Raw genomic sequence first — 23,170 nt, forward strand, 5'->3', positions numbered from 1 at the left:
GAGTCAACGCATTTTCTAAAGTTTTTGTTTGTTCGTCGTAAAATTAAACAAAACGATCGTGAATCACCCCACGCTGCATGATTTCTATACGGAAATAGTAAAGCGCAGCGTTCTGACCGGATCAACATTGAGGAATCAAGCCACAGTGATAGAATACAAGGCTATTCATCTTTCCAGGATTTGCCGGTTGTCGGCATCTTTATAAACGTAAGGCCATTTCATGAAAATCAAAACTCGCTTCGCGCCTAGCCCGACAGGTTATCTGCATGTCGGCGGCGCGCGTACTGCTCTTTATTCCTGGCTTTTCGCACGTCACCACGGCGGTGAGTTTGTGCTGCGTATTGAAGACACCGATCTTGAGCGTTCCACGCCGGAAGCCATCGAAGCCATCATGGATGGTATGAACTGGCTGAACCTGGAATGGGACGAAGGCCCGTATTTCCAGACCAAACGTTTTGATCGCTATAACGCGGTTATTGACGAGATGCTGGAGGCGGGAACGGCCTATAAATGCTACTGCTCCAAAGAGCGTCTGGATCAGCTTCGTGAAGATCAGATGGCGAAAGGCGAGAAGCCGCGTTATGACGGGCATTGCCGTCATAGCCACGAGCATCATGCCGACGATGAGCCATGCGTGGTGCGCTTTGCCAACCCGCAGGACGGTTCCGTTATTTTTGATGACCAGATCCGTGGGCCGATCGAATTCAGCAACCAGGAGCTGGACGATTTGATCATTCGCCGTACCGACGGTTCGCCGACCTACAACTTCTGTGTGGTGGTTGACGACTGGGATATGGAAATTACCCATGTGATTCGTGGCGAAGACCATATCAACAATACTCCGCGCCAGATCAACATCCTGAAAGCGTTAAACGCGCCGGTGCCGATGTACGCGCACGTGTCGATGATTAACGGCGACGACGGTAAAAAACTGTCTAAACGTCATGGCGCGGTTAGCGTCATGCAGTATCGCGACGATGGCTACCTGCCGGAGGCGCTACTGAACTACCTGGTGCGTCTGGGCTGGTCCAGCGGCGATCAGGAGATCTTCACCCGTGAAGAGATGATCAAACTGTTCTCCCTGAATGCAGTCAGTAAATCGGCTAGTGCATTCAACACTGATAAACTGCTATGGCTGAACCACCACTACATCAATACGCTGGCGCCGGAATATGTGGCGACGCATTTGCAATGGCATATCGAGCAGGAAAATATCGATACCCGTAACGGCCCGCAGCTTGCTGAATTGGTGAAGTTGTTGGGAGAACGCTGCAAAACTCTGAAAGAAATGGCGCAGAGCTGCCGCTATTTCTATGAAGACTTCAGCGAGTTTGACGCCGATGCGGCGAAAAAACACCTTCGCCCGGTGGCGCGTCAGCCGCTGGAAGTGGTACGCGACAAGCTGTCGGCGATTACGGACTGGTCAGCAGAAAACATCCACCACGCGATTCAGGCCACGGCGGATGAGCTGGAAGTGGGGATGGGTAAAGTGGGGATGCCGCTGCGTGTGGCCGTGACCGGCGCCGGGCAGTCTCCTGCGCTGGATGTTACCGTACACGCGATTGGCAAAACCCGCAGCATTGAGCGTATCAACAAAGCGCTGGGCTTTATCGCCGAGCGTGAAAGCCAGCAGTAACGCGAGCTGAAACAGAATGAACGGCAGGGAAGACGCCTGCCGTTTTTTATTTGTTAGTCCGCCTCATTGATACCTAAACGCGTCAGAAATCCGCGAATACCTTCCCGCGATAAAAACAGCGCCAGTTTTTCCTGTTCCTGAGCAGACATATTTTCAACTGCATCAATAATTTGTCGATAAGCGTGACTGTGCGCCGCGTTCGCATATTCTGCGAAAGCCTCTTCCGCCTGATAAAACGCAGGCAGTTTGCGAAAAGCCGGAATATTGAGAATAAATTCCCGCACGCTGGCATCAATATGGATGAGTCTTGCGCGTCCGCCTTTGACGCCGGGAAATTTTTCGGTTTTCCAGTTTTGTTCTCTGATCCAGCGATTGACGGTTTGTCTGGCCACGCCGAGGCATTCAGCCAGCTCTTCAGTGGTCATTTTACTGCGTAATCTTTTCATATTATTTGCTATCGCGTATCCCTAAGCGTTGTAACAAACCGGTAATCCCTTCGCGAACGAGGAGAGAGGTAAACTGTTTCTGCTCGGATGAGGTCATCTCTTTAGCGAGCGTCATGAGCAGCGCTTCAAGCGATGCGTCGCTGGCAGGCGTGAATGTGTCTGCGTGGTGGTCAACCGAACGCTCAGCGCTGCGGATATATTCACGAACCTGTTCGTTTACATGAACCAGACGGGCTTTACCGCCCTGGACGCCGGGTTTGGGCGATGTCGCCCAGCCTTCTTTCCGTACCCATTTATTGATGGTTTGTCGGCTGTAACCGGTGAGATTAGCGAGTTCTTCTGGCGTCATCCGTTCCTTGAACATAACGATTCCCTGAATAGTCGTGGGGTTAATTAGTGGTTCATTTTATAGCACCATTTTAGTCGAAACCGTGACGCGTTTAACTACTGAATGCGAGTTGTGCCGCAATGTCTTTTATTTGAATGCTTTTTCAGCGATTGAATTCGGCAAGTTCATTTTGCCGTTGACACATGCGAAGGGAATTCATATGATGCCGCCCGTCAACTCGACAAGCTTTACGTAGTGGGGCTATAGCTCAGCTGGGAGAGCGCTTGCATGGCATGCAAGAGGTCAGCGGTTCGATCCCGCTTAGCTCCACCAAATTTACTCCCAATAAATTTGGCGTATACGTAAAAGCACTACGGGGCTATAGCTCAGCTGGGAGAGCGCTTGCATGGCATGCAAGAGGTCAGCGGTTCGATCCCGCTTAGCTCCACCAACATTCAAACCCTCGCTGCAAAGCGGGGGTTTTTGTTTTTTGTCACAGAATTTATGGTGCCTGATCTGTTCTTCACGTGCGTTTGTTTGCCACTGCTTTTGCTGTCAATATGAGCTTTTGTTAGATTGCTTCACGATACGAATATACTTATTATTCATGCGCCTTATATAATGATGTGAGCATTAAACCAATGCCGGATAAGTATAATGTACTAAAAAATATAAAAATATTTTTACTGGCTCTCTGCCTGACCGTTCCGGCTATTCTGGTATCCCGTCTCATTTCTCCCCGCGCCATAATTGATTCCAACTATATTTTTCTGGCCTGGCTACCGCTCTGCGTCATGTTTGCCGTTCTGTTCTTATTTGGCCGCCGCGGCGTCGCGCCGATAGTAGGCGGAATGATGTTGACCAATGAATGGAATTTTCATTTACCTCTGCCACAGGCGCTGGTGCTGCTATTTTGCCAAACGTTTCCCGTGTTGCTGTTTTGCGCTATCGTACGCTGGCAGTTGGGCGCACGCTGGCGCTACGGAATACCCAACAAAGGCATCTGGCTACGCGTTTTCTGGTTAGGGCTAATGACGCCGCTCGGCATAAAAATCAGTATGTATCTGGCGGGGCACTACCTGGCTTTCCCGGTGACCATATCTACCTTCTTTGGCATCGGCACCGCTATTTTCTCGATTGTCGATTTATTGAGTCTGATTTCTGCCGCGCTTATTTTTACCCTCTTTTTCTATTATCCGCTGCGGATGATAGTCAGTCCGCACTATATTCGTATTTTCTGGCGGAGGGATGTCGCTCCTTATCTCGCCAAAGAAAAACGCTTGTTTACGCTTCTCTGGTTTGCAACTCTGGCGACGCTATTAGCGGTGCTGTGTACGCCTTTCGAGACAAAGTATATTGCTGGCTATCTGGTGCCAGTCCTGTCCATTGGATTTACCCTCGGCGTGGGGAAAATCAGTTATGCGCTATTGAATTTTAGCTGGGCTATCACTGCGCTATTCCTGCTTAGCTACAACCGCAATTTTCTGCAGGGCGTAGGATCAGAATATTCGCTGGCATTTATTCTTTCGGTTCTCATTTCTTTTAGTATTTGTTTGTTATACATGGCGCGGATTAACCAGCGCAGCGAATGGTTGAATCGACAATGGCACTCGCAGGCATTGACCGATCCGTTGACGCAACTGCCTAACCTGCGCGCGCTGGAGCAGTTTCTTTTACAGGATGCCGGGCAAAGCGTGTGTTATTTACGCATGGAAAACCTGGAATTTCTGAGCCGTCATTACGGTATGCTGATGCGCGTTCATTGCGAACGCGAGGTGTTTCGCGCGTTGCAGCCGCTGCTGCTGGAAAAGGAGAAAATTTTCCATCTGCCGGGCAGTGAGTTATTGCTGGTACTGACGGGACCGGAGACTGAAGCCCGCCTGCAATATATGCTCAATGTGCTTAATAATCGCAAAATTTACTGGAACAATACCGGCCTGGAAATGGAATACGGCGCATCGTGGGGAACATTCGATGGTCGCCAGGAAACCTTACAACCGTTGTTAGGACAGCTAAGCTGGCTGGCGGAGCAATCCTGTTCGCATCGTCGGGTGCTTGCACTGACCCATAGTATTGAAGCCGCTTCCGGTCAGACGACCGAACGGGTGCTGCGGTTGCAGAAAATCCGTCAGGCGCTGGAGCGCGGCGCGCTTGTTTTGTATGCTCAGCCTATCCGCGACGCGCAGGGAAAAGGGTATGACGAGATTCTGACGCGGCTCAGATGCGACGACGGTATCATGATGCCGAATCAGTTTATTCCGCTTATCGCCCAGTTTAACCTGAGCGTGCGGTTTGATATGCAGGTGATGGAAGCGCTTCTGCAATGGCTGTCCACGCATCCGTCGGCGGAGCAGGGAGCGCGTTTCTCAGTTAATCTGATGCCGCTGACGCTGCTGCAAAAAGAGACGGCGCCGCGCATTATTCAGTGCTTTAAACGCTATGGCGTCCCGCCTGCTTCGGTCATCATCGAAATTACTGAAGAACAGGCCTTCTCTCATTCCGAAATCAGTATGCACAATATCAACCAACTGCGTAAATTTGGCCTAAAAATCGCAATTGATGATTTCGGCACCGGTTATGCAAACTATGAACGGCTAAAACGCCTCAAGGCGGACATCATTAAAATCGACGGTTGTTTCGTAAAAGATATTCTGACGGACTCCCTGGATGCGATGATCGTGAAATCAATTACTGATTTAGCGAAAGCGAAATCGTTGAGCGTCGTGGCTGAGTTTGTTGAAACGCCTGCGCAGCGCGATCTGCTATTGCGGCTTGGTGTACACAGTTTGCAGGGATATCTGATTGGCCGCCCGCGCCCGTTAGGCAAATAAGCGGCATAAAAAAACCGGGGATAGCTCCCCGGTTTCTGAATTAAAAAGCTAAAGCTTACAGTACCAGCGCCGCGATAGAGGCGGACAGTACGCTCACCAGCGTAGAACCGTAAACCAGTTTCAGACCAAAACGGGAAACCACGTTGCCTTGCTCTTCGTTCAGGCCTTTAATCGCGCCCGCGATAATACCGATGGAAGAGAAGTTCGCGAAGGATACCAGGAAGACAGAGATAATGCCTTCAGCGCGCGGAGAGAGGGTGGAGGCGATTTTTTGCAGATCCATCATCGCCACGAATTCGTTGGAAACCAGTTTGGTCGCCATGATACTTCCTACCTGCAGCGCTTCACTGGAAGGTACGCCCATCACCCACGCGACCGGGTAGAAGATGTAGCCCAGAATGCCCTGGAAGGAGATGCTATAGCCGAACCAACCGGTAACCGTTGCGAACAGCGCGTTCAGCGCCGCGATCAGCGCGATAAAGCCGATCAGCATCGCTGCGACGATAATCGCCACTTTAAAACCTGCCAGAATGTACTCGCCCAGCATTTCGAAGAAACTTTGGCCTTCATGCAGGTTCGACATCTGAATATTTTCTTCGCTGGCATCCACGCGGTACGGGTTGATCAGCGACAGAACGATAAAGGTGCTGAACATGTTCAGAACCAGCGCAGCGACCACATATTTAGGGGCCAGCATCGTCATGTACGCGCCCACAATAGACATGGAAACGGTAGACATTGCGGTCGCCGCCATGGTGTACATGCGGTTACGGGACATTTTGCTGAGGATATCTTTATAAGCGATAAAGTTCTCGGACTGGCCCAGGATCAGCGAGCTGACGGCGTTAAAAGACTCCAGTTTGCCCATACCGTTTACTTTGGACAACAGGAAACCAATAGCGCGGATGACTACTGGCAGAACGCGGATATGCTGGAGAATACCGATCAACGCGGAAATAAAGACGATCGGGCACAATACTTTCAGGAAGAAAAACGCCAAACCTTGATCGTTCATACTGCCGAAGACGAAGTTTGTCCCTTCGTTGGCAAATCCGAGCAGTTTTTCAAACATCTCGGAGAAACCTTTTACGAAGCCAAGGCCAACATCAGAGTTCAGGAAGAACCAGGCCAGTAACACTTCGATAACGAGTAACTGAATGACGTAACGAATGCGAATCTTTTTACGGTCGCAGCTAACCAGCAGTGCGAGTACCGCAACAACGGCAAGCGCCAGGACAAAATGAAGGACGCGGTCCATATTTGCTCCAAATATGAGGCAGGTTTAATTTTCGTGCACATTCTATGCAACAGCCGTAAAGAAAACGAGATCCAACACACACTATAATAAGGACCTGTGACGAGATTCAAAATTAGTGATCTGTAATACACTTTTACTGTGCTGAATATGAAAATGAAAAGTTATATCAGTGTGCTAATCTTGTAATGTTAAGCCAAAGTGTTCTGATACAGGTCGTCATCGTATCGGTCTATCGTTTCACACTATCAAAGTAATCACCCGTACCCATTGAAATGCACTTGATAATCATTATCAATAAACATAGCATGAAACATAGCAAAGGCTATGTTTTTGAGGCAAAAGATGACTGACAATCGCGTAGAGAATAGCAGCGGACGGGCGGCGCGCAAGCTAAGGCTCGCATTAATGGGACCTGCGTTCATTGCCGCGATTGGTTATATCGATCCCGGTAACTTCGCGACCAATATTCAGGCTGGCGCCAGCTTTGGCTATCAGCTACTCTGGGTGGTGGTTTGGGCGAACCTGATGGCAATGCTGATTCAAATCCTCTCGGCAAAGCTCGGGATCGCCACGGGCAAGAATCTGGCGGAGCAAATTCGCGACCATTATCCGCGCCCGGTGGTCTGGTTTTACTGGGTGCAGGCGGAAATCATCGCGATGGCCACCGATTTAGCTGAGTTTATCGGCGCGGCAATTGGTTTTAAGCTGATCCTGGGCGTCTCTTTATTACAGGGCGCGGTATTGACGGGTATCGCGACGTTTCTGATTTTAATGTTACAGCGCCGCGGTCAAAAACCGCTTGAAAAAGTCATCGGCGGTTTACTGCTTTTTGTCGCCGCCGCTTACATAGTGGAGCTGTTTTTCTCTCAGCCTGATATGGCGCAGCTCGGCAAAGGAATGGTTATCCCGGCGCTACCGAATTCGGAAGCCGTATTCTTAGCCGCCGGCGTGCTTGGCGCGACGATTATGCCGCACGTGATTTATTTGCACTCTTCATTAACGCAGCATCTGCATGGCGGAACGCGGCAACAGCGATATTCAGCAACGAAATGGGATGTTGCTATAGCCATGACGATTGCCGGTTTTGTCAATCTGGCAATGATGGCAACCGCCGCTGCGGCGTTTCATTTTAGCGGGCACACCGGCATCGCCGATCTCGATCAGGCATACCTGACGCTGGAACCGTTGCTTAGCCATGCGGCGGCAACGGTGTTTGGTCTTAGTCTGGTAGCGGCAGGGCTTTCCTCCACCGTGGTAGGAACTCTGGCGGGGCAGGTGGTGATGCAAGGGTTTGTCCGTTTTCACATTCCGCTGTGGGTACGGCGTTTTATTACCATGCTGCCCTCATTTATTGTGATTTTGATGGGGCTTGACCCTACCCGAATTCTGGTGATGAGCCAGGTGCTGCTGAGTTTTGGTATTGCGCTGGCGCTGGTGCCGCTACTGATTTTCACCAGTAACCCCACGCTAATGGGCGAGCTGGTGAATACGCGGCGGGTAAAACAGATTGGCTGGATGATTGTCGTGCTGGTCGTCGCCCTGAATATCTGGTTGCTGGTTGGAACGGTGATGGGGTTGTCATAGGAGATCAAAAGATAGCAGGCCCGATGCGTTGGCGTCATCGGGCTGTCATTCAGCAGGAGGCTTAGTGGTGATGCTTGTGACCCCTGCCTCGCCCGCGATGATCGTCGCGATCGCGCCAGCCTTCCCGATAACCGCGTTCATACGCTTTACGCTTATCCCAGCCGCGATGATAGCCGTTGTCATGGCGCCACCAGCGATTTTTACGCCATTCATAATGGTTGTGCCAGTAATCCCGGTCGCGCCAGCGACCGCCGTCCCAGTAGTTACCGTAATCATCGCGATCGCCAATTTGTAATTTTATTGAGGGCAACAGGGTGATTTCGCCCGCATTCGCGGCAAGCGGTGTAAAAGCCAACAAGGCTGCCGCCAGAATCAGTGACCTGAACATACTTTCTCTCCTTCACGATCGAGCCGTAGCCGGCCTGTTAATGCAATATTACGAAGCAGTAAAGCTTTGTTTCATCGCCTTAACTCTTAAATCATGAAGGAGAGCATTTTTTGCTAAAGTCGCGTGTTCAGGATAGCGTCAATTTCTGCACATTCCGTTGCTGAAAAACGGCGATTTGCCAGCATTCCTACGGCATCTTCGATTTGTGACGGTTTGCTGGCGCCAATCAGCACCGAGGTAACGTTATCGTTACGCAGTACCCAGGCGAGCGCCATCTGAGACAATTTTTGGCCCCGTCGCGCAGCCAGTTCATTCAACTGGCGAACTTTTTCCAGCTTGTCGGCGGTAATCTGTTCTGGTTTAAGGAAACGGCTTCCGCTCGCCGCGCGGGAATCTTCCGGAATGCCATTCAGATAACGGTCAGTGAGCTGTCCGCCCGCCAGCGGCGAGAACGCAATACTGCCGACGCCCTTTTCCTGTAACAGCGCCAGTAATCCGTCCTCCACCCAACGCTCAAAAAGCGAATATTTAGGTTGATGAATCAGGCAAGGCGTGCCGAGATCCTCGAGAATATCGATAGCTTGTCTCGCCAGATCGGCAGGATAGTTAGAGATCCCCACGTACAACGCTTTGCCCTGGCGGACAAGGTGATCCAACGCTTTCATCGTCTCTTTAAGCGGCGTTTCGGGATCGGGGCGATGGTGATAAAAGATATCGACATACTCCAGCCCCATACGTTTCAGGCTTTGATCGAGGCTGGCGATAAGATACTTCCGTGAGCCCCAGTCACCATAAGGGCCATCCCACATGGTGTAGCCCGCTTTGGTGGAGATGACCAATTCATCGCGCCACGGTAAAAAATCTTCCTGCAGAATGCGGCCAAAATTACATTCTGCGGAGCCCGGCGGCGGGCCATAATTATTGGCGAGATCAAAATGGGTAATGCCCAGATCGAACGCACGTTGCAGCAGCGCCCGGCTGTTTTCTACCCGTGTCGCATCGCCGAAGTTGTGCCATAACCCCAGCGAAATGGCGGGAAGTTTGACGCCACTGCGTCCGCAGCGACGATATTCCATTGTGTGATAACGATTCTCATCGGGCTGATAAACCATGACCTTTCCCCCTGTGACGTGAATAAATAGTGTATACGGTTACACTCGCCAGGAGGTATTCGGATTTTACTGTTCGCTACTGTAAACATTGTTTTCCAGACTTTCATGCCCGTCGTGCTGGACAGCCATCAGCGTTCCTTAATACTCAACATAATGTTAACGTCAAAAGGAACGCTGTCATGCAAAACCCCTACACCGTGGCCGACTATTTGCTGGACAGACTGGCAGGATGCGGCATTGGCCATCTTTTTGGCGTACCGGGCGATTATAACTTGCAGTTTCTTGACCATGTGATTGACCACCCGACCCTGCGTTGGGTGGGATGCGCCAATGAGCTGAACGCCGCTTATGCTGCGGACGGTTATGCGCGCATGTCGGGCGCTGGAGCGCTACTCACTACCTTTGGCGTGGGAGAGCTTAGCGCTATGAACGGTATCGCGGGCAGTTACGCGGAATATGTACCGGTCTTGCATATTGTCGGCGCGCCCTGTAGCGCTGCGCAGCAGCGTGGCGAATTGATGCACCACACCCTCGGTGACGGCGATTTTCGTCATTTTTATCGCATGAGTCAGGCGATATCTGCCGCCAGCGCAATATTGGATGAGCAGAATGCCTGTTTCGAGATTGACCGCGTATTGGGTGAAATGCTTGCCGCACGCAGGCCTGGATACATCATGTTGCCCGCCGACGTGGCGAAAAAAACGGCCATCCCGCCTACGGAGGCGCTGACGTTGCCCGCGCATGAAACGCAAAGTGGCGTGGAGACGGCATTTCGTTACTACGCCCGTCAGTGCCTGATGAACAGTCGGCGCATTGCGCTATTGGCCGACTTTCTTGCCGGGCGCTTTGGTTTACGGCCTCTGTTGCAGCGCTGGATGGCGGAAACGCCCATCGCCCATGCGACACTACTGATGGGGAAAGGGCTTTTTGATGAACAGCACCCGAACTTCGTTGGCACCTACAGCGCTGGCGCCAGCAGCAAAGAGGTGCGTCAGGCCATAGAGGACGCCGACAGGGTCATCTGCGTCGGCACCCGTTTTGTCGATACCCTTACTGCCGGATTTACCCAACAATTGCCGGCGGAACGCACGCTGGAGATTCAGCCTTACGCGTCGCGCATCGGCGAAACCTGGTTCAACCTCCCGATGGCGCAGGCGGTGTCTACGCTGCGCGAACTGTGCCTTGAATGCGCTTTTGCACCGCCGACGCCGCGTTCCGCCGGACAGCCTGTGCGGATTGATAAGGGAGAACTGACCCAGGAAAACTTCTGGCAAACCTTACAGCAGTATCTCAAACCTGGCGATATTCTCCTTGTCGACCAGGGCACCGCTGCCTTTGGCGCTGCCGCGCTGTCGCTTCCGGATGGTGCGGAAGTTGTGGTACAGCCGCTGTGGGGATCTATCGGCTATTCCTTGCCCGCCGCGTTTGGCGCACAAACCGCCTGCCCCGATCGGCGGGTGATTCTGATTATCGGCGATGGCGCGGCGCAGCTCACGATTCAGGAGATGGGCTCGATGTTACGTGACGGGCAGGCGCCACTCATCCTGCTGCTCAACAATGACGGCTATACCGTAGAGCGCGCCATTCACGGCGCGGCCCAGCGGTATAATGACATCGCGAGCTGGAACTGGACGCAGATACCACAGGCGCTAAACGCGGCGCAACAGGCGGAGTGCTGGCGGGTGACGCAGGCTATTCAACTGGCAGAGGTCCTCGAACGGCTGGTGCGCCCACAACGTTTGTCATTTATTGAAGTGATGTTGCCAAAAGCCGATCTGCCGGAATTACTGCGTACCGTGACCCGGGCGCTGGAAGCCCGCAACGGGGGATAATGGCCCCCGCTGCGCCGGATTAGGGTTCGTGACGGTTGGCGGCCAGCAACGGTTTTCCCGCCAGCAATAGCCAGGCGGGGAGCATCACAATGCAGAGCAGCGGCAGTAGATTGGTATCTGGTACGACGACAGCAGCCATAAACAGACTGAGCCAGCCGTCGCGCGTCACCACCAGCACTAAGCCAAGAATCGCACAGGAGACGGTAATCGCCGCGGGCACGGTCTCAACATGGGCATGGAGCATGAGTCCTAGCGCCGCGCCGATAAACACGGCCGGAAAAATGCGCCCGCCGCGAAAACCGCTCGCCGCCGCGATGACCAGCGCGGCGAGTTTGACAATGGCTAAGGTAAAATAATCTCCCGTGCCCAGCGTCTGGCTAAACGCCATTTGTTGCATTTCGTCCAGTCCTTTAAACAGGGTAAGCGGCCCGCCAATGACGCCCAGGATACCCAGTATAAAACCGCCAATACCGAGAATCAGGACCGGATTTTTCAGCCGGTGCAGTAACTCATGCAGACGCGGAAGGCACCAGACGGCGACCATCCCTGCGGCAATGGCGATCGCCGCGACGATCGCTCCGCTGGCAATGTCCATCAGTCGCATCTGCGTGTAATGGGCGATGGGTAACGAAAAATGCGGATGAAAGAACAGGCTGGTAGTGAGTGACCCCGCCGCTGCCGCCATTAACGGCGCAAACAGGCGATCCCACATGGGAACATCGTTAGAGCCGCTAAGCGTTTGCGAAAAAATCAGCGCCGCGGCGACGGGCGTGCCGAACAGCGCGCCGATGGTACCGGCCGAGGCCAGAATCGTCCAGTCTAACGCCGTGATACGCGGAAACAGGCGGGAGCCGAAAGCCACCGCCAGCGCGATATTTATTGTCATTATCGGATGCTCCGGCCCCAGGCTTACGCCACCGGCAAGGCCGATGATTAAGGCGAGAAGCAATCCGGGCAGCGCAGATGGCGAGATCGGCATACTGATTAACGGCTCAATGGCCGGATCGGGGCCAGCGTGTCCTGGACTATAACGGATAATCAAACCCACCACGATCCCGGTTAGCGTGAGCATACCCACTATCCAGAACGGCGAATCATAAGCGATTCCGATGCTGGCGGGCAGCCGTTGCCAAAGAAATTGCTGAAAAACTGACGCGACTTTCATCGCGGCGATTAAAACCAGGCTTGACGCTACGCCAATAATCAGTGCAGGGAGCGACAGCAGCAGCATCGTTCGGGCACGCGGGTGGAACATAATCTCTTCCTTACACGGGGTCGTATACCTATTTTGCACAGCCTGCCCGACGGCATTGCTGCAATTGGTGCTGAAACAAGAAAGTAATTCTGTGATGAAGATCTATATTTATAGGCAGTCAGCCTGATGGCCGTTGTTGTTATGCCCCCATGAATTTACAGTGTGACAAAGACTTATTTTGACTTTAGCGGAGCAGTAGAAGAATGACAAAGTATGCTTTAGTAGGAGATGTAGGCGGCACGAATGCGCGTCTTGCCCTGTGTGATATCGCCAGTGGAGAAATCTCGCAGGCCAAAACGTATTCCGGTCTGGACTATCCCAGCCTTGAGGTTGTGGTGCGCGTTTACCTCGATGAGCATAGCGTCAGCGTGGAAGATGGTTGTATCGCCATAGCCTGTCCGATTACCGGCGACTGGGTGGCGATGACAAACCATACCTGGGCTTTTTCTATTGCGGAAATGAAAAAAAATCTCGGCTTTAGTCATCTGGAAATCATCAACGATTTCACCGCCGTGTCGATGGCGATCCCGATGCTGAAAAAAGAGCATTTAATTCAGTTCGGCGGCGGCGAACCGATAGACGGCAAACCCATTGCGGTGTATGGCGCGGGAACCGGGCTGGGCGTGGCGCATCTGGTACATGTGGATAAGCGCTGGATTAGCCTTCCGGGCGAAGGCGGGCATGTCGATTTTGCGCCTAACAGCGAAGAAGAAGCCATGATTCTGGAAATACTGCGCGCCGAAATTGGTCACGTTTCCGCCGAGCGCGTGTTGTCTGGCCCGGGGCTGGTGAATCTTTACCGGGCGATTGTTAAGTCCGATAACCGTCTGCCGGAAAATTTGCGCCCGAAAGATATTACCGCGCGCGCCCTGGCGGATAGTTGTATCGATTGTCGCCGCGCGTTGTCGCTCTTTTGCGTCATTATGGGACGATTTGGCGGCGATCTGGCGTTAACCATGGGGACATTTGGCGGCGTTTATATCGCTGGCGGCATTGTCCCGCGTTTCCTGGAGTTTTTTAAAGCGTCTGGCTTCCGTGGTGGTTTTGAAGATAAAGGCCGCTTTAAAGATTATGTACACGGTATTCCGGTCTATCTGATTGTCCATGATAATCCCGGCTTGTTAGGCTCCGGCGCGCATCTGCGTCAGACACTAGGCCATATTCTATAAGCCTGATGGGTCTCGCCGGATGGCGGCGTAACCGCCTTATCTGGCCTACAAAAGCGTGTCATCTGTAGGCCTGATAAGCGCAGCGCCATCAAGCAATTAAGAATTCTATTATCAGTCTCCAAACCGCGTTTCTCACGCGGTTTTTTTTCGCCTGTTACATGCCATGCCGACACGCGTCACATTTCTGCTTAGCGGAATTATTTATCCAGTAAAAGCATTATTCATCTGGTAACAATCGTAGGCTTCTCACCGTCATAATTTCACTCGTTAACTATTACGAGGAAAACGTTATGACTAAAAAACTGATTGCCGTTTGCGCGTGTCCGATGGGGCTGGCTCACACCTTTATGGCGGCGCAGGCGCTGGAAGAGGCCGCGGTAGAAGCGGGATACGAAGTCAAAATCGAAACCCAGGGCGCTGATGGTATTCAAAACCGTCTCACGGCGCAGGACATTGCCGAAGCGACGTTAATTATCCATTCCGTAGCAATAACGCCGGAAGATAACGAGCGTTTTGAATCTCGCGACGTATACGAGATAACGCTTCAGGATGCCATTAAAAATGCCGCGGGCATTATCAAAGAAATTGAAGCGATGATTGCCGCCGATCAACGGTAATGCTCGATAGGGATACTGATATGGCCATTAAAAAACGCAGTGCGACTGTTGTGCCCGGCGCATCCGGTGCGGCAGCGACAATTAAAAAAACCGAGGCCTCCCGCAACAGTTTTTGGGGCGAGTTACCGCAGCACATCATGTCCGGTATTTCGCGTATGGTGCCGACGTTAATTATGGGCGGGGTGATCCTCGCTTTCTCGCAGTTGATTGCCTATAGCTGGCTGGAAATTCCCGCCGATACCGGCATCCTGGACGCGTTGAACAGCGGTAAATTCGCTGGTTTTAACCTCTCCTTATTGAAGTTTGCCTGGCTATCGCAATCTTTCGGCGGCGTGTTGTTTGGTTTCGCCATCCCCATGTTCGCCGCTTTTGTGGCGAACTCTATCGGCGGCAAACTGGCGTTTCCGGCCGGTTTTATCGGCGGTTTGATGTCCACTCAGCCAACGCAGGTGCTGAATTTTGATCCGGCCAGCCTGCATTGGGTGACTGCCGCGCCAGTCCCGTCAACCTTTATCGGCGCGCTGATTATTTCTATCGTCGCGGGATATCTGGTGAAGTGGATGAACCAAAAAATCCAGTTGCCTGACTTTCTGCTGGCCTTTAAGACCACCTTTTTGCTGCCGATTCTCTCCGCCATTTTTGTGATGCTGGCGATGTACTACGTGATTACGCCCTTTGGCGGCTGGATCAATGGCGGAATTCGCACGTTACTCACCGCGGCGGGTGAAAAGGGGGCATTAATGTACGCGATGGGAATCGCCGCCGCGACTGCCATCGACCTCGGCGGCCCTATTAACAAAGCCGCAGGATTTGTTGCCTTCAGTTTTACCACTGACCATGTGTTGCCGGTGACGGCGCGTTCCATCGCGATTGTCATCCCGCCGATTGGTCTGGGGCTGGCGACACTGCTCGACCGTCGTCTGACCGGTAAACGTCTGTTCAGCGCGCAGCTTTATCCGCAGGGTAAAACGGCGATGTTCCTGGCATTTATGGGGATCAGCGAAGGGGCGATTCCATTTGCGCTGGAAAGCCCGATCACCGCCATCCCGTCTTACATGGTCGGCGCCATCGTGGGTTCGACGTTCGCCGTCTGGCTGGGCGCGGTGCAATGGTTCCCTGAGTCGGCAATCTGGGCGTGGCCGCTGGTAAGCCATCTCGGCGTCTATATCGCGGGCATTTTACTGGGCGCGGTCATTACGGCGCTGATGGTGGTCTTCTTGCGCCATATGATGTACCGCCGGGGTAAATTGCTGATTGAAAGCCTGTGAAATAAGGACCGATAACATGACGCGACTGACATCGCTTCGCCAATGGCTCACCGAGCGCCAATTAGATGCGGTACTGATCTCCTCACGCCCGAACAAGCAGCCGTATCTGGGCATTTCCAGCAGCTCAGGATTTGTCCTGATCAGCCGCCAACATGCGCATATTATGGTTGATGCCCGTTATTACGCCGATGTGAAAGCGCGTGCAAACGGATATTGCATACATCTGCTCGGCGGGCAACAGACGCTGACGTCACTGGTGAATCAGATTATCGCTGCGGAAAATCTGCAAACGGTCGGCTTTGAAGGCGCGCAGGTCAGTTGGCAGACGGCGCGTCGCTGGCAGACGGAACTGCGGGCAACCATGATCAGCGTCTCCATTGACGTGCTGCGGCGTATTAAAACGGCGATGGAAATCGACCGTATTCGTGAAGCGTGTCGCATTGCTGATGCGGGGGCGGAACACATTCGCCGCTTTATCGCGCCAGGCCAGAGCGAGCGGGAAATCGCCGCTGAACTGGAGTGGTTTATGCGCCAGCGCGGCGCGGAGAAAGCCTCCTTCGATACGATTATTGCCAGCGGCTGGCGCGGCGCGCTGCCGCACGGTAAAGCCAGCGATAAAATCGTGGCGGCGGGGGAATGGATAACTCTCGATTTCGGCGCGCTGTATCAGGGATATTGTTCCGATATGACCCGAACTTTTCTGGTGCCCGGCGCGGGCGCGCCGCAGGAGCATCCGCTGTTTCCCGTCTATCACATTGTCCTTGAGGCGCAGCTTGCCGCCATTGCGGCTATTCGTCCTGGCGCGCGCTGTCTGACGGTGGATGCCGCCGCGCGCGACGTTATCGACCGGGCGGGATATGGCGAGTTTTTCGTCCATAACACCGGCCATTCTATCGGCATTGAGGTACATGAAGATCCACGCTTTTCGCCTGATGACCACACAGTACTCGCACCGGGAATGTTACTGACCGTGGAGCCGGGCATTTATCTGCCGGAGCAGGGCGGGGTACGCATCGAAGATGTTGTACTGGTCACGCCGGAAGGCGCGGAAGTGCTCTATTCCATGCCGAAAACCGTATTACTGACAGGAGCCGCATGATGGATTTATCGCTACTGAAAGCGCTGTGCGAGGCGGATGCGATCGCCGCGTCAGAACAGGAGGTTCGCCAGATCTTACTCGACGAAGCGGATCGCCTGCATAAAGAGGTGCGCTTCGATGGCTTAGGATCGGTACTGATCCGGCTTAATGCCTCGGATGGCCCGAAAGTCATGATCTGCGCGCACATGGATGAAGTGGGATTTATGGTGCGCAGTATCTCCGGCGAGGGGGCGATTGATGTGTTGCCGGTGGGCAATGTGCGGATGGCGGCGCGTCAGCTCCAGCCGGTCCGCATCACCACGCGGGAGGAATGCAAAATTCCCGGCCTGCTTGATGGCGAGCGCAGCGGTAATGAGGTGAGCGGACTGCGGGTCGATATTGGCGCGCGTTCTTATGACGAGGTGATACAGGCGGGGATTCGTCCCGGCGATCGTGTGACCTTTGATAGTGCGTTTCAGGTGTTGCCGCATCAGCGGGTGATGGGTAAAGCCTTTGATGATCGGCTCGGTTGCTATCTGTTGATAGCGTTGCTGCGTGAATGGCACGATGTGGAATTACCGACGGAAATCTGGCTGGCGGCCAGCTCCAGCGAAGAGGTGGGATTACGCGGAGGTCAAACGGCGGCCCGCGTCGTTGCGCCGGATTTAGCCATCGTACTGGATACCGCCTGTTGGGCGAAAAATTTTGATTATGGCGCGGCAAATCATCGGCAAATCGGTAAGGGACCGATGCTGGTGCTGAGCGATAAATCGCTGATTGCGCCGTCAAAACTAACCGCCTGGATTGAGAGCATCGCAGCGCAAGCGGGAATACCGCTACAGTTGGATATGTTCAGCAACGGCGGAACAGACGGCGGGGCGGTGCATCTTAGCGGAACGGGCATCCCGACGGTGGTGCTTGGTCCGGCAACCCGCCACGGACATTGCGCCGCCTCGATTGCCGACTGTCGCGACATTCTGCAAACGCAGCAGTTGCTGTCGGCGCTGATTACCGGTTTTACGCGCGATACTGTGGCTCACCTGATGGATTTCAGGTGCTGATTTCGCGCTAAAGGAGTAGTTATGTTAACGATTGAATTTCTCTGCCCGCTACCTAACGGTATTCATGCGCGTCCCGCGTGGGAGCTGAAAGAACAGTGCAGCCAGTGGCAAAGTGACATCACTTTTATTAATCATCGCCAGAATACGCGGGCGGATGCGAAAAGTTCGCTGGCGCTTATTGGCACCAGTACGCTGTTCAATGATAGCTGCGTTCTGAATATTAGCGGGCGTGACGAAGAACAGGCTAAGCGATCGCTGGAGGCCTGGCTTGCGCACCATTTTATCGACAGCGATAGCGTTCAGCCGGGGCCTGCTGAACTGGCGACGCATCCGCTGCCGCGATCTCTGCTTCGCCTGAACCCGGATTTGCTGTACGGCGATGTGCTGGCAAGCGGCGTGGGCGAGGGGATTCTGACGCCGTGGCAGAGCGATAATCTGGAGGGCTACCGTACTATTCCTGCGAGCGCTGAAGATCTTACCCGTCTTGAAAATAGCCTGGCGACGCTGGCGGAACAGCTTAATCAACAGCTTCGCGAGCGTGACGGCGAGAGTAAGACCATTTTAAGCGCTCATCTGTCGCTGATTCAGGATGATGAGTTTGTGGGTAACATTCGCCGCTTAATGGTTGAACGCCATCTGGCGCTGGGAGCGGCGATTATTGCTAATATGGAGCAGGTTTGTAGCCAGCTTTCGGCCTCGGCAAGCGATTATCTGCGCGAGCGGGTGAGCGATATTCGCGATATCACCGAGCGGTTGTTGCACATTACCTGGCCTGAAAAACAGCCGCGTAATGCGCTGGTGCTAACGCGTCCTACCATTCTGGTGGCGGAAGACTTAACGCCCAGCCAGTTTTTAAGCCTCGATTTACAGTATCTGTCCGGCATGATCCTGGAAAAGACCGGGCGGACGTCACATACTTTGATTCTGGCGCGCGCCTCCGCGATCCCGGCGCTTAGCGGGCTCTCTGCCGAGGCCATTGGTCGTTATGCGACCCGGCCTGCGGTGCTGGACGCGCAGTGCGGCGTACTGGCGATTAGTCCGGATACCTCGGTGCGCGGCTATTATGCCGTGGCGCAGAAGCTGGCAGATAAACGGCAACAGCGGCAGGCGTGCGATGCGGCGTTGCTTGCCTGTACACAGGACAACCAGCGTATCGATATTGCGGCGAATATTGGCACCGCGCTGGAGGCCCCAGGCGCGTTTTCCAACGGCGCGGAAGGCATTGGCCTGTTTCGTACCGAAATGCTGTTTATGGATCGCGACAGCGCACCGGATGAGCAGGAGCAGTTTGAAGCCTACCAACAGGTTTTGCTGGCGGCGGACGAAAAGCCTGTGATTTTCCGCACCATGGATATTGGCGGCGATAAAAATATCCGCTACCTCAATATTCCGCAGGAAGAGAACCCTTTTCTTGGCTACCGTGCGGTGCGCATCTACCCTGAGTTTGCCGGACTTTTTCGCACCCAGCTTCGCGCAATTTTGCGGGCCGCTGTTTTCGGTCATGCGCAGTTGATGATTCCGATGGTGCATAGTCTTGACCAGATTTTATGGGTAAAAAGTGAGCTGAAAAAGGCGATTGCGGAGCTGAAAGGGGAAAGGCTACGTCACGCGCAGGATATTCCGTTGGGGATTATGGTTGAGGTGCCATCGGTCTGTTACATCATCGATCATTTCTGCGATGAGGTGGATTTCTTTAGCATCGGTTCGAACGATATGACGCAATATCTGTACGCGGTCGATCGTAATAATCCGCGCGTCTCGCCGCTGTATAACCCCATTACGCCATCGTTTTTACGCATGCTGCGGCAGATTATCCATGTTGCCCATGAGCGAGGTAAATGGGTCGGCATTTGCGGCGAACTGGGCGGAGAAAGCCGCTATTTACCACTACTTTTGGGACTGGGGCTGGATGAGCTAAGTATGAGCAGTCCACGTATCCCGGCGGTGAAAAGTCAGCTACGTCATCTGGACAGCCTGGCGTGTCAGGCGCTGGCAAGTCAGGCTTGCGAGTGCCGCAGCGCCCAGGAGATAGAAGCGCTACTGAATCAGTTCGCGCCGGAAAAAGAGGTGCGTCCGCTGTTGGCGCTGGAAAATATCTTTGTCGGCGAGCCGCTCAGTAATAAGGAACAGGTTATCCAGTTTCTGTGCGGTAATATTGGCGTTAACGGGCGTACCGAACATCCGTTTGAACTGGAAGAGGATGTCTGGCAGCGTGAAGAGATTGTAACCACCGCCGTCGGTTTTGGCGTGGCGATCCCCCATACCAAATCGCAATGGATTCGCCACTCGTCGATCAGTATTGCGCGTCTCGCACAGCCCGTAGACTGGCAGTCGGAGATGGGTGACGTAGAGTTGGTGATTATGCTGACGCTTGGGGCGGATGAAGGGATAAATCATGTGAAGGTTTTTTCACAGCTCGCCCGTAAGCTGGTGAATAAAAACTTCCGTCAGTCGCTGTTTGCCGCCAATGATGCCGACAGTATTCTGGCGTTGCTGGAGGCGGAGTTAACGTTTTAGCATGGGCATGGGGTAACCGCCTGATGGCGCTGCGCTTATCAGGCCTACGCCGCGGGTGATGGTAGGCCGGATAAGGCGTTTACGCTCGCCATCGGGCGAGCGGTTTGTTACTGAAACCGCGCGCTGTAATCCCCTGGTGTCAGGCCAAACTGACGTCGGAACAGACGGCAAAAATAATCGCTATCCTGATACCCGCAACGCAGCGCGACTTCGTTAATTGGCAAGTGGTATTTCTGCAACATAATACGCGCTTTCGCCATTCGCACCCAGCGAACATACTCCACAAAACTCATTGTGCCATGTTGAGTAAATAGCCTGGACAGGTGGTTGGCGGTGATATTAAAGAACTGTGCAACGCTTTCTCTACTTAACGGCTGGGCGTAGTTATCCTGTACCCAATTACAGATACTGTGATAGAGAAACTCAGTGCGTGGACGGCAGATATCGGGGCGCGTATTCACCACGTTCCGGCACAAATGCAGGAGGCTGAGCACCAGCGGCTGAATAATATTTTGCTCCTGAGGCGAACGGCTTAAATGGGTAAGCGCGGTCAGCATTGCCTCGCCTTCGCCGCGTTGCAGGTGCGGCAATTCGATACGGCGCGTCGGACGTAAAAGCGATGCTGTACGATTTTCATAAAACGATAAACCCAGCCAGGAGGGCGCGAATACCAGACTAAGCAGCATTACCGGTTTGTCGCTAACCGCCAGGTTCGCCGCACGGGCAGGGATAAACAACATTTCGCCTTCCGTCAGCCAACGCTGCGTTTTTTCCAGTTGATTGCCATATTCTCCGCGCAGCACGATATCCAGCCGGGGCAGGTCGATACATAAGCTGCCGGAGGGCAAGGAGGGTGGTTGGCTGGCAAACCATACGCGTCCTAATCGGTGTGGGTTAAGTACCAGACCGCTAAACAGATCGGCAAAAAACTGTTGGTCTGCCGGTAAGTCTGTTTTTTTCATTGCCGTTCCTGTGCATGAATACTTCAACTGTCTGAATTATTTCACTTTACGCTTGCTGAGCGAAAGAGCAAACACCAGCGCGTTGAGTCATAACGTCATGGCGATCATCGAGGCGAAAACAGGGATTTATTTTACTGTACGTACCCGGTTCGCTGCCTTATTTACGGTTTCACCGCGTCAGATTGCCGGAAATGCTCCCTATTTTCCGGTAAATGTACCTGAAAAACGCTGCAATACGGCATGATTGAATAACATTATTGTTAATAAGAGATGTGATTAAAGAGGAAAAACCATAAAATCAAAAGGGGATTATTGAAGATAAGGTTTATTAACGGGAAATTCTCGTCGGCTACATCGCATCAGGTAACTCCTGTGATATCAGTTTGTTAATAAAATGGTTTGTTGAGTGCTATAACTGACAAGCTAAAAAGATGAATTTTTATTGTTGTTCCTCTTTTGCGCCGCTAAAAAATATTTTCATTATCCTCTCGACAGGAAGAAAATTTTCAGGCTATTTTCTAAAGGAGCCACCATCGTGGCCGCGTCGCTCGGACGGTCCGGGCGCTAACGTTAATCTGAGGATATTATGGCTGACTTCCGCCCTGAACGTCGCTTTACGCGTATCGATCGCCTTCCGCCCTATGTTTTTAACATCACCGCTGAACTCAAAATGGCTGCGCGTCGGCGCGGCGAAGATATTATTGATTTCAGTATGGGCAATCCTGATGGCGCAACCCCTCCCCATATTGTCGAAAAACTTTGCACCGTCGCGCAGCGTCCGGATACGCACGGTTATTCAACGTCTCGCGGCATACCGCGTTTACGCCGCGCGATTTCTCACTGGTATCAGGAACGTTATGATGTCGATATCGATCCGGAAACTGAAGCGATTGTGACCATTGGTTCCAAAGAGGGACTGGCGCATTTAATGCTGGCGACGCTGGATCATGGCGATACGGTACTGGTGCCGAACCCCAGTTATCCGATTCATATTTATGGCGCCGTTATCGCCGGGGCGCAGGTGCGTTCGGTTCCGTTGGTAGAGGGAGTGGATTTCTTCAACGAGCTGGAGCGCGCTATCCGCGAAAGTTATCCGAAACCGAAAATGATGATTTTGGGTTTTCCGTCTAACCCTACGGCCCAGTGCGTCGAACTAGAATTTTTTGAAAAAGTAGTTGCTCTGGCCAAACGTTATGATGTGCTGGTAGTGCACGATCTGGCGTATGCCGATATCGTATACGACGGCTGGAAAGCGCCATCGATTATGCAGGTGCCCGGCGCGCGCGACGTGGCGGTCGAATTTTTCACTCTGTCGAAAAGCTATAATATGGCGGGCTGGCGTATTGGGTTTATGGTGGGCAATAAAACCCTGGTCAGCGCGCTGGCGCGCATAAAAAGTTATCACGATTATGGTACCTTTACCCCGCTTCAGGTAGCGGCTATCGCCGCTCTGGAAGGCGATCAGCAGTGCGTGCGCGATATCGCCGAGCAGTATAAACGTCGTCGCGATGTGCTGGTGAAGGGACTGCATGAAGCGGGCTGGATGGTTGAAATGCCGAAAGCCTCAATGTACGTCTGGGCGAAAATCCCGGAGCAATATGCGGCGATGGGGTCGCTTGAATTTGCCAAGAAGCTGCTGAATGAGGCGAAGGTTTGCGTTTCTCCAGGGATAGGCTTTGGTGATTATGGCGACACCCATGTACGCTTCGCATTAATAGAGAATCGCGATCGTATTCGCCAGGCCGTCAGAGGGATTAAAGCGATGTTCCGCGCCGATAGTGTGCTGTCGGTACATCCGAAGCCTGTTGAAGCGCGTACGGAGTAGAAA

Annotated in this window: 19 protein-coding genes and 2 tRNA genes; 14 read left to right on the forward strand and 7 right to left on the reverse strand. The window is 53.1% G+C overall.

The features are described 5' to 3' along the window. The first annotated feature begins 220 nt into the window (after window positions 1-220). The gene (gene gltX, locus F4V72_RS15955; RefSeq protein WP_053507798.1) at window positions 221-1,636 is read left to right on the forward strand and encodes a glutamate--tRNA ligase; all 1,416 of its coding nucleotides are present in this window, start codon (window positions 221-223) and stop codon (window positions 1,634-1,636) included. A 53-nt stretch (window positions 1,637-1,689) separates the two neighbouring features. On the opposite strand, the gene F4V72_RS15960 is transcribed toward gltX, so the two are convergent. After that, complete coding sequence (locus F4V72_RS15960; RefSeq protein WP_053507797.1) at window positions 1,690-2,082, reverse strand: MerR family transcriptional regulator; 393 nt, start codon at window positions 2,080-2,082, stop codon at window positions 1,690-1,692. A gap of 1 nt (window position 2,083) precedes the next feature. Then, window positions 2,084-2,446 (reverse strand): MerR family transcriptional regulator, encoded by a 363-nt coding sequence (locus F4V72_RS15965; RefSeq protein WP_023183053.1) that lies wholly within the window; start codon window positions 2,444-2,446, stop codon window positions 2,084-2,086. A gap of 221 nt (window positions 2,447-2,667) precedes the next feature. Between F4V72_RS15965 and F4V72_RS15970 the strand changes: the two genes are divergently transcribed. The 3 genes from F4V72_RS15970 (at window position 2,668) to F4V72_RS15980 (ending at window position 5,241) form a co-directional block, all read left to right on the forward strand. Next, a tRNA-Ala gene (locus F4V72_RS15970) sits at window positions 2,668-2,743 on the forward strand. A 42-nt stretch (window positions 2,744-2,785) separates the two neighbouring features. Further along, window positions 2,786-2,861, forward strand: a tRNA-Ala gene (locus F4V72_RS15975). Between the two features lie 190 nt (window positions 2,862-3,051). Beyond that, the gene (locus F4V72_RS15980) at window positions 3,052-5,241 is read left to right on the forward strand and encodes an EAL domain-containing protein (protein WP_136058157.1); all 2,190 of its coding nucleotides are present in this window, start codon (window positions 3,052-3,054) and stop codon (window positions 5,239-5,241) included. Between the two features lie 55 nt (window positions 5,242-5,296). On the opposite strand, the gene nupC is transcribed toward F4V72_RS15980, so the two are convergent. Further along, window positions 5,297-6,499, reverse strand: a complete 1,203-nt coding sequence (gene nupC / locus F4V72_RS15985) for a nucleoside permease NupC (protein WP_136058158.1) — start codon at window positions 6,497-6,499, stop codon at window positions 5,297-5,299. A 305-nt stretch (window positions 6,500-6,804) separates the two neighbouring features. Between nupC and F4V72_RS24845 the strand changes: the two genes are divergently transcribed. Next, entirely contained in the window at window positions 6,805-6,849 is a 45-nt protein-coding gene (locus tag F4V72_RS24845; protein ID WP_418338175.1) for a hypothetical protein, read from the forward strand. Further along, on the forward strand, window positions 6,842-8,083 hold the full coding sequence (locus F4V72_RS15990; protein ID WP_063390669.1) for an Nramp family divalent metal transporter: 1,242 nt from the start codon (window positions 6,842-6,844) through the stop codon (window positions 8,081-8,083). Before F4V72_RS24845 ends, F4V72_RS15990 begins: the two co-directional genes overlap by 8 nt. A gap of 61 nt (window positions 8,084-8,144) precedes the next feature. Here F4V72_RS15990 and ypeC read toward each other — a convergent pair whose 3' ends face one another. Both ypeC and mgrA read right to left on the reverse strand, forming a co-directional pair. Next, complete coding sequence (ypeC, locus tag F4V72_RS15995; RefSeq protein ID WP_000490091.1) at window positions 8,145-8,471, reverse strand: DUF2502 domain-containing protein YpeC; 327 nt, start codon at window positions 8,469-8,471, stop codon at window positions 8,145-8,147. Window positions 8,472-8,584: 113 nt separating this feature from the next. Next, a complete protein-coding gene (gene mgrA, locus F4V72_RS16000; RefSeq protein WP_023247443.1) occupies window positions 8,585-9,583 on the reverse strand; it encodes an L-glyceraldehyde 3-phosphate reductase in 999 nt (332 codons plus the stop codon). Window positions 9,584-9,762: 179 nt separating this feature from the next. On the opposite strand from mgrA, the gene F4V72_RS16005 reads away from it, so the two are divergent. Further along, complete coding sequence (locus F4V72_RS16005; protein WP_150342474.1) at window positions 9,763-11,415, forward strand: alpha-keto acid decarboxylase family protein; 1,653 nt, start codon at window positions 9,763-9,765, stop codon at window positions 11,413-11,415. Between the two features lie 19 nt (window positions 11,416-11,434). On the opposite strand, the gene F4V72_RS16010 is transcribed toward F4V72_RS16005, so the two are convergent. Continuing rightward, window positions 11,435-12,670, reverse strand: a complete 1,236-nt coding sequence (locus F4V72_RS16010) for an ion channel protein (RefSeq protein ID WP_080070327.1) — start codon at window positions 12,668-12,670, stop codon at window positions 11,435-11,437. Between the two features lie 203 nt (window positions 12,671-12,873). Between F4V72_RS16010 and glk the strand changes: the two genes are divergently transcribed. The 6 genes from glk (at window position 12,874) to ptsP (ending at window position 20,380) form a co-directional block, all read left to right on the forward strand. Continuing rightward, complete coding sequence (gene glk / locus F4V72_RS16015; RefSeq protein WP_023247446.1) at window positions 12,874-13,839, forward strand: glucokinase; 966 nt, start codon at window positions 12,874-12,876, stop codon at window positions 13,837-13,839. Window positions 13,840-14,129: 290 nt separating this feature from the next. Continuing rightward, a complete protein-coding gene (locus F4V72_RS16020) occupies window positions 14,130-14,456 on the forward strand; it encodes a PTS fructose transporter subunit IIB (protein ID WP_023247447.1) in 327 nt (108 codons plus the stop codon). A gap of 20 nt (window positions 14,457-14,476) precedes the next feature. Then, the gene (locus F4V72_RS16025; RefSeq protein ID WP_053507791.1) at window positions 14,477-15,724 is read left to right on the forward strand and encodes a PTS fructose transporter subunit IIC; all 1,248 of its coding nucleotides are present in this window, start codon (window positions 14,477-14,479) and stop codon (window positions 15,722-15,724) included. 16 nt (window positions 15,725-15,740) lie between these two features. Continuing rightward, window positions 15,741-16,823 (forward strand): aminopeptidase, encoded by a 1,083-nt coding sequence (gene ypdF / locus F4V72_RS16030; protein WP_023247449.1) that lies wholly within the window; start codon window positions 15,741-15,743, stop codon window positions 16,821-16,823. Continuing rightward, window positions 16,823-17,863: an aminopeptidase gene (gene ypdE, locus F4V72_RS16035; protein ID WP_023247450.1), complete on the forward strand. Its 1,041-nt coding sequence runs from the start codon at window positions 16,823-16,825 to the stop codon at window positions 17,861-17,863. Before ypdF ends, ypdE begins: the two co-directional genes overlap by 1 nt. A gap of 21 nt (window positions 17,864-17,884) precedes the next feature. After that, the gene (gene ptsP / locus F4V72_RS16040; RefSeq protein WP_136058160.1) at window positions 17,885-20,380 is read left to right on the forward strand and encodes a phosphoenolpyruvate--protein phosphotransferase; all 2,496 of its coding nucleotides are present in this window, start codon (window positions 17,885-17,887) and stop codon (window positions 20,378-20,380) included. Window positions 20,381-20,487: 107 nt separating this feature from the next. Here ptsP and F4V72_RS16045 read toward each other — a convergent pair whose 3' ends face one another. After that, window positions 20,488-21,342 (reverse strand): AraC family transcriptional regulator, encoded by an 855-nt coding sequence (locus F4V72_RS16045; protein WP_023247452.1) that lies wholly within the window; start codon window positions 21,340-21,342, stop codon window positions 20,488-20,490. Window positions 21,343-21,928: 586 nt separating this feature from the next. Between F4V72_RS16045 and alaC the strand changes: the two genes are divergently transcribed. Continuing rightward, window positions 21,929-23,167, forward strand: a complete 1,239-nt coding sequence (gene alaC, locus F4V72_RS16050) for an alanine transaminase (RefSeq protein ID WP_023247454.1) — start codon at window positions 21,929-21,931, stop codon at window positions 23,165-23,167. Window positions 23,168-23,170: the final 3 nt, after the last annotated feature.

The sequence above is a fragment of the Salmonella enterica subsp. diarizonae genome (assembly GCF_008692785.1).
Classification (GTDB): Bacteria; Pseudomonadota; Gammaproteobacteria; order Enterobacterales; family Enterobacteriaceae; genus Salmonella; species Salmonella diarizonae.